The sequence below is a fragment of the Streptococcus jiangjianxini genome, from assembly GCF_040225085.1.
GTDB lineage: Bacteria > Bacillota > Bacilli > Lactobacillales > Streptococcaceae > Streptococcus > Streptococcus jiangjianxini.
In genome coordinates, this window is the sequence record NZ_JBEHGL010000017.1 from 1 (window position 1) to 14,991 (window position 14,991).

General features: G+C 38.5%; 15 protein-coding genes. 4 read left to right on the forward strand and 11 right to left on the reverse strand.

Features of this window, described 5'->3' with window-relative positions:
* Positions 1-73 precede the first annotated feature (73 nt).
* A complete protein-coding gene (locus tag ABP870_RS07850; protein WP_350014901.1) occupies positions 74-946 on the reverse strand; it encodes a lipoate--protein ligase family protein in 873 nt (290 codons plus the stop codon).
* A 129-nt stretch (positions 947-1,075) separates the two neighbouring features.
* Here ABP870_RS07850 and ABP870_RS07855 point away from each other — a divergent pair, with 129 nt between their 5' ends.
* The 4 genes from ABP870_RS07855 (at position 1,076) to ABP870_RS07870 (ending at position 4,686) form a co-directional block, all read left to right on the forward strand.
* The gene (locus ABP870_RS07855) at positions 1,076-1,762 is read left to right on the forward strand and encodes a phosphopantothenate--cysteine ligase (RefSeq protein WP_350014902.1); all 687 of its coding nucleotides are present in this window, start codon (positions 1,076-1,078) and stop codon (positions 1,760-1,762) included.
* Complete coding sequence (gene coaC / locus ABP870_RS07860) at positions 1,755-2,306, forward strand: phosphopantothenoylcysteine decarboxylase (RefSeq protein ID WP_350014903.1); 552 nt, start codon at positions 1,755-1,757, stop codon at positions 2,304-2,306. Before ABP870_RS07855 ends, coaC begins: the two co-directional genes overlap by 8 nt.
* Positions 2,293-2,862: an ECF transporter S component gene (locus ABP870_RS07865; protein WP_350014904.1), complete on the forward strand. Its 570-nt coding sequence runs from the start codon at positions 2,293-2,295 to the stop codon at positions 2,860-2,862. Before coaC ends, ABP870_RS07865 begins: the two co-directional genes overlap by 14 nt.
* Before the next feature lie 105 nt (positions 2,863-2,967).
* Positions 2,968-4,686, forward strand: coding sequence for a phospho-sugar mutase (locus tag ABP870_RS07870; RefSeq protein WP_350014905.1), 1,719 nt, complete (start codon positions 2,968-2,970; stop codon positions 4,684-4,686).
* Between the two features lie 395 nt (positions 4,687-5,081).
* Here ABP870_RS07870 and ABP870_RS07875 read toward each other — a convergent pair whose 3' ends face one another.
* Genes ABP870_RS07875 through ABP870_RS07920 form a run of 10 tightly spaced genes read right to left on the reverse strand, consistent with a single transcriptional unit; the run spans position 5,082 to position 14,969 of the window.
* Positions 5,082-6,812, reverse strand: a complete 1,731-nt coding sequence (locus ABP870_RS07875; protein WP_350014906.1) for an ABC transporter ATP-binding protein — start codon at positions 6,810-6,812, stop codon at positions 5,082-5,084.
* On the reverse strand, positions 6,809-8,548 hold the full coding sequence (locus tag ABP870_RS07880; protein WP_350014907.1) for an ABC transporter ATP-binding protein: 1,740 nt from the start codon (positions 8,546-8,548) through the stop codon (positions 6,809-6,811). The genes ABP870_RS07875 and ABP870_RS07880 overlap by 4 nt, the downstream gene beginning before the upstream one ends.
* Before the next feature lie 10 nt (positions 8,549-8,558).
* Positions 8,559-9,164 carry a lysozyme family protein gene (locus tag ABP870_RS07885; RefSeq protein WP_350014908.1) on the reverse strand — a complete coding sequence of 202 codons (606 nt, stop codon included), beginning with the start codon at positions 9,162-9,164 and terminating at the stop codon, positions 8,559-8,561.
* Complete coding sequence (locus ABP870_RS07890; RefSeq protein ID WP_350014909.1) at positions 9,164-10,138, reverse strand: nucleoid-associated protein; 975 nt, start codon at positions 10,136-10,138, stop codon at positions 9,164-9,166. The genes ABP870_RS07885 and ABP870_RS07890 overlap by 1 nt, the downstream gene beginning before the upstream one ends.
* Before the next feature lie 5 nt (positions 10,139-10,143).
* Positions 10,144-11,400 carry a serine hydroxymethyltransferase gene (glyA, locus tag ABP870_RS07895; protein WP_350014910.1) on the reverse strand — a complete coding sequence of 419 codons (1,257 nt, stop codon included), beginning with the start codon at positions 11,398-11,400 and terminating at the stop codon, positions 10,144-10,146.
* Positions 11,401-11,409: 9 nt separating this feature from the next.
* The gene (locus ABP870_RS07900) at positions 11,410-11,841 is read right to left on the reverse strand and encodes a GNAT family N-acetyltransferase (protein WP_350014911.1); all 432 of its coding nucleotides are present in this window, start codon (positions 11,839-11,841) and stop codon (positions 11,410-11,412) included.
* Positions 11,842-11,854: 13 nt separating this feature from the next.
* Entirely contained in the window at positions 11,855-12,454 is a 600-nt protein-coding gene (locus tag ABP870_RS07905) for an L-threonylcarbamoyladenylate synthase (RefSeq protein ID WP_350014912.1), read from the reverse strand.
* Complete coding sequence (gene prmC / locus ABP870_RS07910) at positions 12,451-13,278, reverse strand: peptide chain release factor N(5)-glutamine methyltransferase (RefSeq protein WP_350014913.1); 828 nt, start codon at positions 13,276-13,278, stop codon at positions 12,451-12,453. The genes ABP870_RS07905 and prmC overlap by 4 nt, the downstream gene beginning before the upstream one ends.
* Positions 13,278-14,357, reverse strand: a complete 1,080-nt coding sequence (gene prfA / locus ABP870_RS07915) for a peptide chain release factor 1 (RefSeq protein WP_350014914.1) — start codon at positions 14,355-14,357, stop codon at positions 13,278-13,280. Before prfA ends, prmC begins: the two co-directional genes overlap by 1 nt.
* Before the next feature lie 36 nt (positions 14,358-14,393).
* Positions 14,394-14,969 carry a thymidine kinase gene (locus tag ABP870_RS07920; protein ID WP_350014915.1) on the reverse strand — a complete coding sequence of 192 codons (576 nt, stop codon included), beginning with the start codon at positions 14,967-14,969 and terminating at the stop codon, positions 14,394-14,396.
* Positions 14,970-14,991: the final 22 nt, after the last annotated feature.

Below are 14,991 nucleotides of genomic sequence, written 5' to 3' on the forward strand. Positions count from 1 at the left end.
ATCTATCAAGAAATCTAGTATCTCATTCATAACAAAATCCTCCACTATCTTTAGTATAGCAAAGGGGTCAAACTTATTTTATGAAACTGTTATCTGAAAACGATGGTTTCTTCATGCGTTTGTCGTGGCTTATGTTACGATTTAAATGTTGCTTTAAATATTTTTCATAAGTCGTCAGTAAGCCTTGATTTAAATGCAGATGGTGTTTTATCATGCCCAATTTTTCAAAACTTTGAATAGCCCTGTTTTGAATATCCTCAATCGTAAATGAAGTATTAAGTAGTTCTGAGAGATTAGCCATACACTCTGGATCGATATCAGGATATTTAGTTGTCGTCTGCTCTTGTTGAATCCCACTTTCATAGAAGGATTTCACCAAACGACCACGAAACTCCTGGTCCCCATAGACACTGAGGTAAATCGAAATAACCACGGCATCTTTAATTCGTCTTTGAGCAATCCCTGCAAATTTTTTCCCCATAATACTCAAATCAAAAGTTCCCGGACAATAAGATTGCGGCACTTCAAAATGTTCAATAACCGCTTCAAAATCACTAAACATGTCTCGAACCAACTCTACCATAAGAAGGTAGGCATCGTTTATAGATAATTGATTGGCATTGGGTAAAATCAAAGAAAAATTCAAAACACCATCATCTGAAATCACCCCTAGCCCACCAATATTTCGAATAATTGGTTGATACCCAAGAGTCTTAATTGCTTGTAAACCGTCTTCAAAATGGGGGACTTGTCGATCAAGCATTCCCAAAATTACAATGTTTTCCATTGGCCAAAAGTGTAGAATCATACTTTCAGGTTGCTGACTAATGTGACGTAAAAAAGTGTCTGCCCAAGCAAAAGGTTGGATTGTTTGTTTACTGGGATCTTCATAAAGACCAAAAACATTTAGCTTCAGTGGGCTGAGCAATTCTAAAGACTTGGACACTGTTTGACTCCTTTTCTAGATTCCTAATCTTATCTATGATACATCAAGTTATTGAAGAACTCAACAAATTATCATCTGCGAACTGATCAAAAAGTTTACCAATTAAGGCTTTTTTAGTACAATATGCTTATGAAAATTTTGATTACATCTGGTGGAACAACTGAAGCTATCGATTCTGTTCGTGGCATTACCAATCATTCAACTGGAAGATTGGGAAAAGTCATTGCCGAAACGTTCCTAAATCAAGGTCACGAAGTAACCTTGATGACAACCAAACAGGCCTTAAAGCCTGATAACCATCCTCATTTATCACTTAAGATCATTTCTTCTGTTGCTAGCTTACAGGAGGTTTTAGAAAGATTGGTCCCTAAGCATCAGGTGCTAATTCATGCTATGGCTGTATCTGATTATACGCCAGTTTATATGACCGACCTAGAGGAATTGAAGCAGACATCCAATATTGATCAATTGTTAGAAAAAAACAATACTGAAACCAAAATCTCTTCAAAATCTGACTATCAGGTGTTATTCTTGAAAAAAACACCCAAACTGATTTCGCAGGTTAAACAGTGGAATCCAACTATTCAGTTGATTGGTTTTAAGCTATTAGTGGATGTTTCTAAGGAAGAATTAGTATCAGTTGCGCATGAGAGTCTTAGAAAAAATAGGGCAGACTTGATCGTAGCTAATGATTTGAGTCAGATTACGCCTGATACTCACCAAGCTTGGCTGGTTGGCTATGATACTATTCAAGAAGCTAAAACTAAAAGGGAAATTGCTCAATTAATCTATAAAGAGGTGACCAAAGATGACTAAAACCATTTTATTAGCAGTTTCAGGTTCTATATCGGCTTACAAAGCAGCTGATATAACTAGTCAATTGGGAAAACTAGGATACAAGGTCCATATTCTTATGACCGAAGCTGCCACTGCATTTATAACCCCTTTAACCCTGCAAGTTCTTTCTAAAAATCCTGTGCATATGGATGTTATGGAGGAAAAAATAGCTGATCGCATTAACCATATTGACCTTGGCAAGGAAGCTGATTTGTTCATTCTTGCTCCGGCTTCTGCTAATACGATTGCTCAATTAGCAAACGGGATGGCAAATAATATGGTAACCTCAACGGCTTTAGCCTTACCCTCTTCCACTCCAAAACTGTTTGCACCTGCTATGAATACCAAGATGTATGATCATCCTGCAACACAAGCCAATATCGAACGGTTGAAATCTTATGGTTATCGTGAGATAGAACCAAAATCAGCCGTTCTTGCTTGTGGTGATATTGGACGCGGTGCTCTTGCTGATATCGATATTATTATAAAAACCATTGAGGAGACACTCTGTGAAAACAAATAAAGCTCGCCAAACAGCAACGATTGCTATTTTCTTCGCAGTCATGCTTATTATTCAACTGCTAAGTAATATGATTTTTAGTATTTGGCCTATTCCTATCAAGCCAACACTTGTACAGATTCCTGTCATTATCGCTGCTATCTTGTACGGCCCCAAAGTTGGAGCTAGTTTAGGATTTTTAATGGGATTAATGAGTCTTATTACAAATAGTATCGTCATACTACCTACTAGTTATCTCTTCTCGCCCTTTGTCGAAAATGGAAATTTAGCGTCTGCTATCATAGCACTTGTTCCCCGTGTTTTAATCGGCATTACGCCCTTCTTCGTTTATAAATGGCTCAACAATCGAATTGGTTTAGCACTCTCAGGACTTATCGGTTCCTTAACCAATACCGTATTCGTCCTTTCAGGAATTTTTGTCTTTTTCTCAACCATCTACGGCGGCAATATTCAGGCACTACTTGCCGCCATTGTCTCGTCAAATGCTATCGCTGAAATGATTATCTCTGCAGTTCTCGTTTCTGTTATGGTTCCTAGATTGGAACGATTTAAAAAATAGATAGAACCATGTAAATCTCATGGTTTTTTTTCTGTAAACATGGTATAATTGAAAGCGTTTAGAACAAATTTCAAACGACTTAAAGAACTTTAAAAGGAGTTGCTTATGACATATCAAGACACTTACAACAAATGGCTAGCTTCTGACCAGCTTCCTGATTACCTTCGCCAAGAACTGGAAGGGATGGATGAAGCGACTAAGGAAGATGCTTTCTATACAAATTTGGAATTCGGTACAGCAGGTATGCGGGGCTATATCGGTGCCGGTATTAATCGTATAAATATCTTTGTTGTTCGTCAAGCAACAGAAGGCCTAGCCAAATTGGTCGAATCCAAAGGTGACGAAGCTAAAAAACGCGGTGTAGCTATCGCTTACGATACCCGTCATTTTTCACCAGAGTTTGCCTTTGAGTCTGCACAGGTTTTGGCGGCTCATGGTATCAAGGCATACGTTTTTGAAAGTCTCCGTCCAACACCAGAGCTATCTTTTGCTGTGCGCCACTACAATGCCATCGCTGGTATCATGGTAACTGCTAGCCACAACCCTAAAGAATTTAACGGCTATAAAGTTTATGGCGAAGATGGCGGTCAAATGCCACCAGCAGATGCCTCTGCACTGACAGACTACATCCGTGGTATCGAAGATCCTTTCTCAGTTGAATTAGCGGATTTAGAAGAAAGCAAGGCTTCTGGCCTTATCACTGTTCTTGGGGAAGAGACAGATCGTCTCTACCTTGATGAGTTAAAAACCATTAATATCAACCATGACTTGATTGAACAATATGGTAAGGACATGAAAATCGTCTACACACCACTTCATGGAACTGGAGAAATGCTAGCTCGTCGTTCCTTAGCTGAAGCTGGCTTTGAATCTGTTCAAATCGTCGAAAAACAAGCAACTGTAGATCCTGATTTCTCAACGGTTGCTTCCCCAAATCCAGAAAGCCAAGCAGCCTTTGCACTTGCTGAAGAATTAGGTCGCGACATTGATGCTGACGTTCTTCTTGCGACAGACCCAGATGCTGACCGCGTTGGTGTTGAAGTGCGTCAAGCTGACGGTTCTTATTGGAATCTTTCTGGAAATCAAATTGGCGCGCTAATAGCCAAGTATGTGCTTGAAGCTCACAAAACGGCTGGTACACTTCCTGCCAATGCTGCCCTTGCTAAGTCAATCGTATCAACAGAATTGGTCACTAAAATCGCCGAAAGTTACGGTGCAACCATGTTTAACGTCTTGACAGGTTTCAAATTTATCGCTGAAAAAATCCAAGAGTTTGAGGAAACTGGCAACCATACTTATATGTTTGGTTTTGAAGAAAGCTTTGGTTACCTAATTAAGCCATTCGTGCGTGATAAGGATGCTATTCAAGCCGTTCTTATGGTTGCTGAAATCGCTGCCTACTATCGCTCTCGTGGTTTGACCCTCGCTGATGGTATTGATGAGATTTTCAAAGAATACGGCTACTTTGCAGAGAAAACCATTTCTGTCACTTTGTCTGGCAAGGATGGTGCTGAACAGATTAAAGCCATTATGTCTAAATTCCGTGACAATGCTCCTAAACAGTTCAATAAAACGGATATTGCTCTCTTTGAAGATTTCTCAGAACAAAAAGCTATTGCACTTGATGGCACAACAACGAATCTAACAACTCCTCCTTCAGATGTTCTTAAATATACTTTGACAGATGATTCATGGTTTGCAGTCCGTCCTTCAGGAACAGAACCAAAAATCAAATTCTATATCGCAACTGTTGGTGAGACTTTAGATGAAGCAAACGAAAAAGTTGCTAACATCGAAAAAGAAATTAATGACTTTGTAAAATAAGGTCACAATAAAGCGAAGAAATTCGAATTTCTAGCCCTATCATTTCTGTAGTGGGTAACGCACCCGCAGAGGTTCTAGGGCTTTTTCGGTGTCAAAAAGTTCCATATGACTTCTAATGAATCTTATCCATTTAATCATTTTTGGTCAAATTTAGGTACCTTGGTCCTTTTACCAATATTATCTCGTGCTTTCAATGTTTATTTTGTATATTTTTATCAAAAACGCTCCTATTTGTCATGACTCATTCTATTTTTAAAGTTCTATTACTAACACATTTTTGATTTATGCAAGGATATAAAAAAGAAATTTTATGATGAAATAGTTTAAAGGTGTTTTGCAACAAGAACAACAATCATAAAACCAGCAATTCAAAGTCCCGAATTGCTGGTTTTATATTATTCTTGCGCTGTCTGCATTTGATAATAGAACCCTTTTTTAGCCATTAATGCTTCATGGTTACCGTATTCGACAATATCTCCCTGAACCATCACCAAAATCACATCGGCATTGCGAATGGTTGATAAACGATGGGCAATGATAAAGCTAGTTTTCCCCTCCATCAAACTAGCAAAAGCATCCTGTACCAGCAACTCAGTCCTTGTATCAATGGATGAGGTTGCTTCATCTAAAATTAATAATTTAGGATCTTTCAAGAAGACACGAGCAATAGTCAATAATTGTCGTTGTCCTTGAGATAAAGAAGAACCGCCATCCGTCAGATAAGTGTCATAGCCCTTAGGCAATTGTTCGATAAAGAAATGAGCATTGGCGGCCTTAGCTGCAGCAATCACTTCTTCCCTTGAGGAGTCTGGTTTTCCATAGGCGATATTATCATGAACAGTAGCTGTTTTTAACCAGGTTTCTTGAAGCACCATACCAATCTGGTTACGTAATTCTTGGCGTGTGACCTGAGAAATAGGAATGCCATCAATAGCAATTTCTCCCTTATCAATATCATAAAAGCGCATCAGAAGATTGATGAGGGTTGATTTGCCAGCACCTGTTGGACCAACAATGGCAATCTGATTACCAGCTTCAACCTTTAAATTTAAATCTTTGATCAGGGGTTTACCTGGCTCATAGCCAAAGGCAACATGTGTAAAACTCACTTGACCAGCCAGTTGAACATGAAGGGATTGTTTCGGATTTTCCTCTTGAACTGGAAGCTCTAAAATGGTATAAAGCCTCTCAGCACAGGCTAAGGCACTTTGTAATTCTGACATCACTGAAGAAATATCATTGAAAGGTTTAGTATATTGGTTAACATAATTCAAAAACGTTACTAATTGTCCAACAGTAAAATTACCATTGATGATCCGAAAAGCTCCTACTCCTGTCAGCAAGGCATAAATGAGGGCATTCACAAAACGAGTTATTGGATTGACAGTTGAAGAATAAAAGACAGCCTTTTGAGAAACTTGAGCATAATGTTGATTGAGACTTTTGAAGCTATCAATCATCTGAGACTGCGCATTAAATACCTGAACTAACGTTTCTTGATTAAAAGCTTCTTCGACAAATTGAGTTTGTGCTCCGCGAGCTTTAGTTTGTTCTTGAAAAAAAGTATAGCTTTTTTTGGCAATAAATCGAGCTACTAAGAGGGATAGAGGTGTTAATAGTAAAACGATAAGAACCATTAGTAAATCCAGTTTAGCCATGGTTAAAATTGTTACAATAATGGTTAAGATGCCAACTAAAAATTGATTGAAAACCATCAGTAATCCATTAGTTAGCTGCTCAGAATCAGCCGTCATTCGACTCACTAAATCTCCGACACCAAAAAACTCTATATTTGAAATAGACAGCTGGTTCAGATGCTGACTCACTGCTTCACGTAAGTCAGTAATGTAAGAAAAAATCAAACGATTGGTTAAAAGGGGATTTAACCATTGAACTAAGGCATTTAAAACAATAATAAAAGCCATTTGAGCCAAAATTGGTGGGATAATACTTAGACGCTGAGAGTCAATAACCCCATCCACTGCTTGACCGATAAGAACAGGCAGATAGACCGTCAGCCCAACTTGTAGAATCGTACCAAGAAAAATAATGATTAACAGCCAGTGATATTCTAGCATATCTGAGACTAAACGTTGGCGAGTTGTTTGCTGGTTTTTTGCTTTCATTTGGCCTCCTGATTTTCTTGAGAATAGTGAATATCGCGATAGAGTTGGCAAGTTTCAAGCAGCTCTTCATGCTTCCCTTGGGCAATCAGGTGACCTTGATCCAAAACCAAAATTTTATCAGCAGATGTTAAACTGCGCGTCCTCTGAGAAACCATAATTAATTGCCCATTGTTTCTACGGCGTTCTTCATGGAGGGCGGCTAGAAGGCGACTTTCCGTTAGGAAATCTAAAGCTGAACTAGAATCATCCAGAATGAGAAACGGTGCTTTCTTAACCAGCCCACGTGCAATCGTCAAGCGCTGACGTTGACCGCCAGAAAAATTGCCACCGAAAGGTTCGACTTCAGCATCCAACTGTCCCTCTTTGTTCTCGACAAATTCACTGGCCTGAGCAATGTTCAAAGCTTCTTTTAAATCTTCATCAGTATATTGATTGTTACTACCAAGGTTTAAATTACTGCGAATACTTCCTTTAAACAGTTGAGCTTTTTGTGGAACAACTGCTGTCCAATCACGCCATTCTTTTAAATGCTTGGGAGTTTTCCCGTTATCATAAATAACTAATCGTCCTGATTGCGCTTGATAAAGGTTAGCCAGGAGGTTGACCAAAGTTGATTTTCCAGAGCCTGTTCCACCGATGATCCCTAAAAATTCTCCTTTTTGCAGAGTAAAGGAAATATTTTCCAAAGCAGGCTTAGCAGCATTGGGATAGGTAAAGGTAAGATTTTCAGCTAGGATGGACACTTTTCCTTGGCTTTTTATTGCGGCAGGTTCAAAAGATTCTTCTAACGGTTCACTAACTTGATCAAAAACTTCTTGAACCCGTTTGGCACTGATAAAACTCTGGTTAAGTGAGGTAAGCAACATGGTCAGTTTCAGCAATTCTGTTAAAATTTGTAAAAGATAATTGATCAAGGCAACCAACATCCCCTGAGTCAAAATAGAGTCATTAATCAAAAAAATTCCTTGCCAAATAACTGCAATCAAGGTTAGATTAACGATGATAAAGGTTAAAGGACCAACTAAGCTTGACAAAACACTGGCCGATAATTGATGGTGCTTGTATTGTAAATTTTCATCCTGAAAAGATCTCACTTCGCTATCTACCCTACCAAAGGCCCTAATAACACGAATACCCTCTAATTGCTCTCTCGTTAGATCAACGAGGTGATCGATAGAGCGGCGGATTTTTCCATAAATAGGATTAAGCAGGCGACTCATGACAAAAACCACCAAAAATAGAGCTGCAACCATTATTAGAAAAAAATTCGTTAGCTTTGGACTGATCATAAACGCCATTATAACAGCCCCAAAAACGATAAATGGTGATCTCAAAAAAAGCCGAAGAAATTGATTAATTCCTGTTTGCATTTGGTAAGTATCACTGATCATTCGTGTGACCAAGCTAGAGGTTCCAAGTTTGTCTCGTCTCTCCTTGGGTAAACTCATAATCTTTTCAAAAAGATCATCAGACAGTGATTGTGTGTATCCAATAGCTGCTTTTGACGAAAAATACTGAGCCGAGACAGCCACGGCTACTCCTACAAAAGCAAGCCCAAATAGCAGAAAAATCATCATAAGGAGATGATTTTCATTGCTTTGTGGGATAATATGATCAACAATTTGGGCGATAATGAGGGGGATTAGTAATTCAAAAGAAGCTTCTAATAATTTGAATAAGGGTCCCAATATGGTCTCTTTAAGATACCCTTTAAAATAATGAAATAAGGCCGACATAATACTCTTTCTAGAATTGACTCATAAGTTTAATCAAGAACAAGTTAAATTGAACTTGTTTAGCGTAATAAATATTACCACCGTCTTTGTACAATTCGCCGCCGCCATAAAAAAGGGCAACAGGATTATAATAGCGATACGTTTCACCTGATTCATTTCCAAGACTTGGCGCTACTATTGATTTAGAATAGTTCTTGGCTAAATCGATGGAGTTTTTCCCTCCATGTTTGGCAACATAATGAATATAGGAATTCCCGAAATTATAAGCCTGCACAGCCGTCCAGGCATCCGTATCATAATCATAAGCCTTTTCTAAATTCTCAGACAAGACAGTAACGCCTTGTCTAACGCTCTCTCGACTATCTGTGATAGAATTAGCAACCCCTGTTGAACTTTCGCTGGACTGCATTACATCGACCTCTTGACCCTTGGTTTCGGTATAAATCATGGCTAAAATCAAATCCTCATTTGTTGTCGAGTCGTGTTCAGCCAAAATTTCCTCAATCATTGGACGGTAGGAAAGGACATGAGAAACGTCCCGATGGATTTTAAAAAGTTGAAAGGAAAGAATGAGAACTACAATGATTATAATCGCTCTCTTAATAAATTTAAACATTATTTATTGATAATATCCTGAATATTTTTGATTAAGATTGAGTAAGTTCCATCTGGATTTTGGATGAATTCAACCGATTCAGCATCCTGATAAACATGATTTGGTACTAACAGTTCGATGCCGTTAGACAAAGATAATTTTTGAGTCTCTAATTTCTTAGACTGACGACTGTGGTCAATATCGGCTACCGAAATCGGTTCTGGCACTGTTTCTTTTAATCGATCAACAAAAGTTAAACGAGCTGTTAGATTATCATCAAAAAGCTGATCTGCCAATTTTTCCGGTGATAGCTGCTGCTCTTCTTCAATATTTTTATGAATAGCTGCCTTCATTTTTGATTGAAATTGGAAATCATCTTTATTAAACTGTTCTGCAATCTTTTGAGCTGTATTTTCCATCATTTTGATAGATTTTTTAACCGATTGTTCAGGTTCAATTTGAAGGAGATTTTCTGAGAAATAATTGGCAAATGAACCATTATGCTTAATTCGCTTTTCAATCAGATAATAACGATAACTTTCTCGATTGATAATCAAAGCTTCATCAGGAGTCTGAGCAGCACTTGGTAGGTTGTTCTGCGTCAAAGAAATCGGTGTGTCTCCATCAGCCAAGTGTGCCAAATTCTCACGGAGAGTAATTCTTAGGAAAGCAAAATGGGCTTGACCATCCCTATCAAACTCAATAAAAACAAGGTCATTAGTCTTTTGATCCTCAGAAATGACAAATTCTTCCTTCCAAAGCTGTGCAATTTTGATGGATGATTCTAATAAATCATCGTTCAGATTGTTTAAAAAAGGATGGTCTTCAGTAAATTGTCCTCGTTTAGCATCATCTGAGAAAACTTTAGAAATTTTCTTACGAAAATACTCATCTAGACGCGGTGTAAATTGAATGGGAGCATTCGCCAAAACCAGTTCAGTGTCATTGGGGCTGAACTGATGAATAACTATTTGTTTTAAATATAAATCTAACATGATTGCTACTTCTCATATAGAGGAAAAGCATCTGTCAATGCTTTGACATCATTTCTAATCTCATCTAAAACAGCCTCATTATCAGTATTTTTTAGGGCTTTGATAATCAATTCAGCAATCGTTCTTGCCTCTTCTTCTTTCATACCACGGCTGGTAATGGCAGGGGTTCCAATACGAATACCAGATGTTTTAAACGGAGATAATTGTTCGTTTGGAATGGCGTTTTTGTTAAGAGTGATATTGACGTCGTCCAATAGATTTTGCGCTACTTTACCATTTTCAACAACTTTTGTCACATCCACTAAAAAGAGGTGATTATCTGTGCCTCCTGAGATGACACGAAAGTCTGTATCTTCTTGAAAAACAGCCACCATTGCTTTAGCATTAGCAATGACCTGTTGACTATACTCTTTGAAGGCTGGGTCAAGTGCTTCTTTAAAAGCAATAGCTTTCGCAGCAATAACATGCTCTAAAGGTCCCCCTTGAAGTCCAGGAAAAACAGCTGCATTAATTTTTTTAGCCAAAGCGTCATCATTCGTTAGAATCAAGCCACCACGTGGTCCACGGAGTGTTTTATGGGTTGTTGAGGTTACGACATCAGCGTAAGCCACAGGATTATCGTGAAGTCCACTTGCCACTAAACCAGCGATATGTGCCATATCAACCATGAGTTTAGCACCAACTTGATCAGCAATGTCACGAAATTTCTTAAAGTCAATAAGCTTTGAATAGGCTGACGCTCCTGCTACAATTAACTGAGGCTTTACTGCTTTAGCCTTTTCTAAAATAGCCTCGTAATCCAATTCTTCTGTGTCAGCATCAAGTCCATAAGCTTCGAAGCGATAAGTCTTACCAGAGAAGTTAACTGGGGAACCATGCGTCAAGTGTCCTCCAGCTGACAAGTCCATCCCCAAAACAGTATCACCCGATTCAAGCAAGGCCATATAGGCAGCTGCATTAGCCTGACTTCCAGAATGGGGTTGAACATTAGCAAACTTGGCTCCAAATAACTCTTTAGCGCGTCCAATGGCTAAATTTTCAACCACATCAACCGCCTGCGTTCCGCCATAATAACGGTTTCCAGGATAACCTTCAGCATACTTGTTGGTCAATAAGGATCCTTGCGCAGCCATAACAGCTTTTGAAACCACGTTCTCAGAAGCAATTAGTTCAATATTATTTTGCTGACGATCAGCTTCAGCTTGGATAGCCTCCCATAACTCAGCATCGTATGCCTTAAAATCCTTTTGATCAAATATCATATTATTACCTCACAATTCTTTAATAAAGCGTAATTGGGTCTTATCACCCTTGTAATCCATTTTACGGTAAAACGCATGGGCGTCTTCTCGATGACTAGCTGAATTTAAACGAATAAAAGAAAAAGCTGCTTCTTTAGCCTGTTTTTCTAATGCCAATATTAACGTTTTGCCGATTCCTTGTCCCTGAAAATCTGGTAATACAGCTAAAGCCAAAATATTTAGCCCAGCTTTAGAATACAGACTCTCATAAACTTCAGCATGTACATAACCAACAAGTTGATGCGACAAATGGTCTTCAAAACCAATCAAAAGATGTTCAGGATTCTTTGAAATTTTTTTAAATTGCTTTTGTGTCAATTCTAATGTCACTGGATAGCCCAATGATATAGCATTAATCTCACAAATTGCTGGCATGTCTGACAAAGTCAAAGTTCGAATCATAGACATTCTCCTTTTAAAAGTTAAGTTCAGGAACTTTTGCTAGTAAGTCTTCTTTTGAAATAGCTCCTTGCCTTAGAATATCAGCCCTGTCAGATGATAAATCAAGAATAGTGGAATCCATCCCAGTCAAGAAAGAATCATCTTCATATCCCAAAACTTGGTTATCGAACGATTGCATTATAGTCTTGAAAGATTTTCCACTTTCTTCTCCGGATTTATTCGCAGAAGGCCCAATAAGTGGCCCATGTGTTGCAATCAATTTCTGTGTGACAGGATGATAAGGTAAGCGAAACCCCACACTATCGAGTCCAGAATTAATCCAAGTTGGTACTTTTTCATTAGCTTGTAAAATGATGGTTAGAGGTCCCGGCAAGAAATGGTTAACTAATTTTTCGAGATAGACAGGCTGATTTTTTGAAAAATTCAAAATATCTTCATAAGAAGTTACATTAAGATTCATAGCCTTGTCACTTGGACGATTTTTTAAGTCATAAACCAAATCTACCGATGGCTTTTCTAAAGCTTTAGCAAAAAGACCATAAACAGTTTCTGTTGGCAGAACCACAGCTTTTCCTTTATTCAATTGTTGCGACAGCTTTTCTATACTCGTCATTTACCTAATACCACCATTCTATCTTTACCAAAAATATCTTTTAAGACAGATGCTTGACGCTCGGGAAATGCTTTCTTCAACATTTCTTTGACTTTTTTTCCTTGTTTATAACCGATTTCAAAGTATATTTGTCCCGTTTCAACAAGAAAATCTGGCGCCTTTTGAATAATTTGCTGATAAATAGCATAACCATCATCATTCGCAAAAAGAGCCTGATGCGGTTCATGTGAAAGAACGTTAATCCCCACTTCATGACTGTCCTTCTCAGAAATATATGGCGGATTTGAGACGATAATATCGAATTTTCCTGAAACCTGACTGAATACGTCAGAGTGAAGCCATTCAATGGAGAGTCCTAGTTTTTTGCCATTAGATCGAGCAATCTCTAAAGCTGCTTCTGAAATATCAACTCCCGTGACATCCCAATCAGGGCGTTCGGCTTTGAGCGCTAAAGCAATGGCACCACTACCTGTTCCGATGTCCAACACTCTCAAAGGTTGAGAATCATTTTCAGATAGGATAAGGTCCACTAGTTCTTCTGTTTCTGGCCGCGGAATCAGAACATTTGAAGAAACTGCCAAAGTCAACTCTTTAAAGTACGCATAACCAAGATAATGTTGGACAGGTTTGTGTGCTTTTAAGTGTTCAAAAATGTCCTCTAAGAGTGTTTGATCTTCTAGCATGACTTCTCTAGCTTGCTTTAAGGCAAAATCTGTTGTAGACCAACCTTTCTTTTCCTTAAAGGCGAAAATCAAAGCGTCTTTTTCTTCTCCAAGCTGGTCAAGGATATCGCCAAGCTCATTAATCAACTGTCTATAAGTCATTAGTTATTTAAGGCTTCCAGTTTTTGGGTTTGATCATACATAATCAAAGCGTCTATTACCTCATCCATTTTTCCTGACAAGATAGTATCTAATTTTTGGAGTGTCAATCCGATACGATGGTCTGTCACCCGGTTTTGTGGGAAGTTATAGGTACGAATACGTTCTGAACGATCACCTGTACCAACAGTTGACTTACGTTCAGCATCCTGCTCATCTTGGGCAATTTGAGCAAAATGGTCTGCTACACGCGCACGGACAATCTTCATAGCCTTGTCTCGATTTTTTTGCTGAGTACGTTCTTCCTGCATTTCAACTTTGATTCCCGTTGGAATGTGAACCATACGAACAGCAGTCGCAACCTTATTGACGTTCTGACCGCCAGCACCAGAAGCGTGGTAAATATCAACACGGAGATCTTTTTGATCAATCTCGTATTCCACTTCTTCTACTTCAGGCATAACTAAGACGGTCGCTGTTGAGGTGTGGACACGTCCTTGACTTTCGGTTACAGGCACACGCTGCACACGGTGAGCACCAGATTCGTATTTTAATTTAGAGTAAACAGATTGCCCAGAAACCATGGCAACCACTTCTTTGATACCCCCAACACCATTATAAGAAGCCTCCATGACTTCAAATCGCCAGCCTTGAGTCTCAGCGTATTTTTGGTACATCTGTAATAGGTCTCCAGCAAAGAGGGCTGCCTCATCACCACCAGCTGCACCACGGATTTCCAAGATGATATTTTTATCATCATTAGGATCTTTGGGTAAGAGCAAGATTTTCAATTTTTCTTCATATTCTTCTTTGGAAGCCTTGGACTCTTTTAATTCTTCTTTTGCCATTTCTTCCAAGTCAGCGTCCCCAGCAGCATCCTTAATCATTTCTTCTGCGTCAGAAATGTTTTGAATGATTTGTTTATATTCCCGATAAACAGCTACTGTGTCACGTGTACTAGCCTCTTCTTTTGACAATTCCATAAAACGCTTGGTATCAGACACCACAGCTGGGTCTGAGAGAAGTTCGCCTAATTCTTCATATCGATCTTCAACGGCTTGTAATTGATCATAGATATTCATTGATTTTCTTTCTCCTTTGTTAAATAGCTATGCTTCTTATTGATTTAAATTGGGATTAAAGTAATGTTTTCGACAAACTGAGGTATAGGTTTCATTTCCACCAATTTGAATTTGATCCCCGTCGTAAACAGGCTTACCATCTTCCATCCGTAAAACCATTGTGGCTTTTTTGGAACAATAGTGGCAAATAGTTTTGATTTCATCAATCTTATCTGCTAATAACAGAAAATATTTTGATCCTTCAAATAATTCATTTCGAAAATCATTTTTTAACCCAAAAGCCATGACTGGAATATCCAATTCATCAACGACTCGTGCCAAATCATACACATTAGCTTTAGTTAAAAATTGACATTCATCAATTAGCACACAATAAGGTTTAATAGCCTGTTTTTGAATGAAGCCGTATATATCAGTCTCGGGAGTAATCACTTCTGCTTGTCGTTTCACCCCAATACGGCTTGAAACGAAACCAAATCCATCACGATTATCAAGAGAGCTAGTCATTAGAACAATGGGTTTTCCTTGCTCTTCGTAGTTATAGGCAACCTTTAAAATCTCAATGGATTTCCCCGAATTCATAGTGCCATAGCGATAATATAACTGTGCCAAAAATACCGACCTCTTCCTTCAA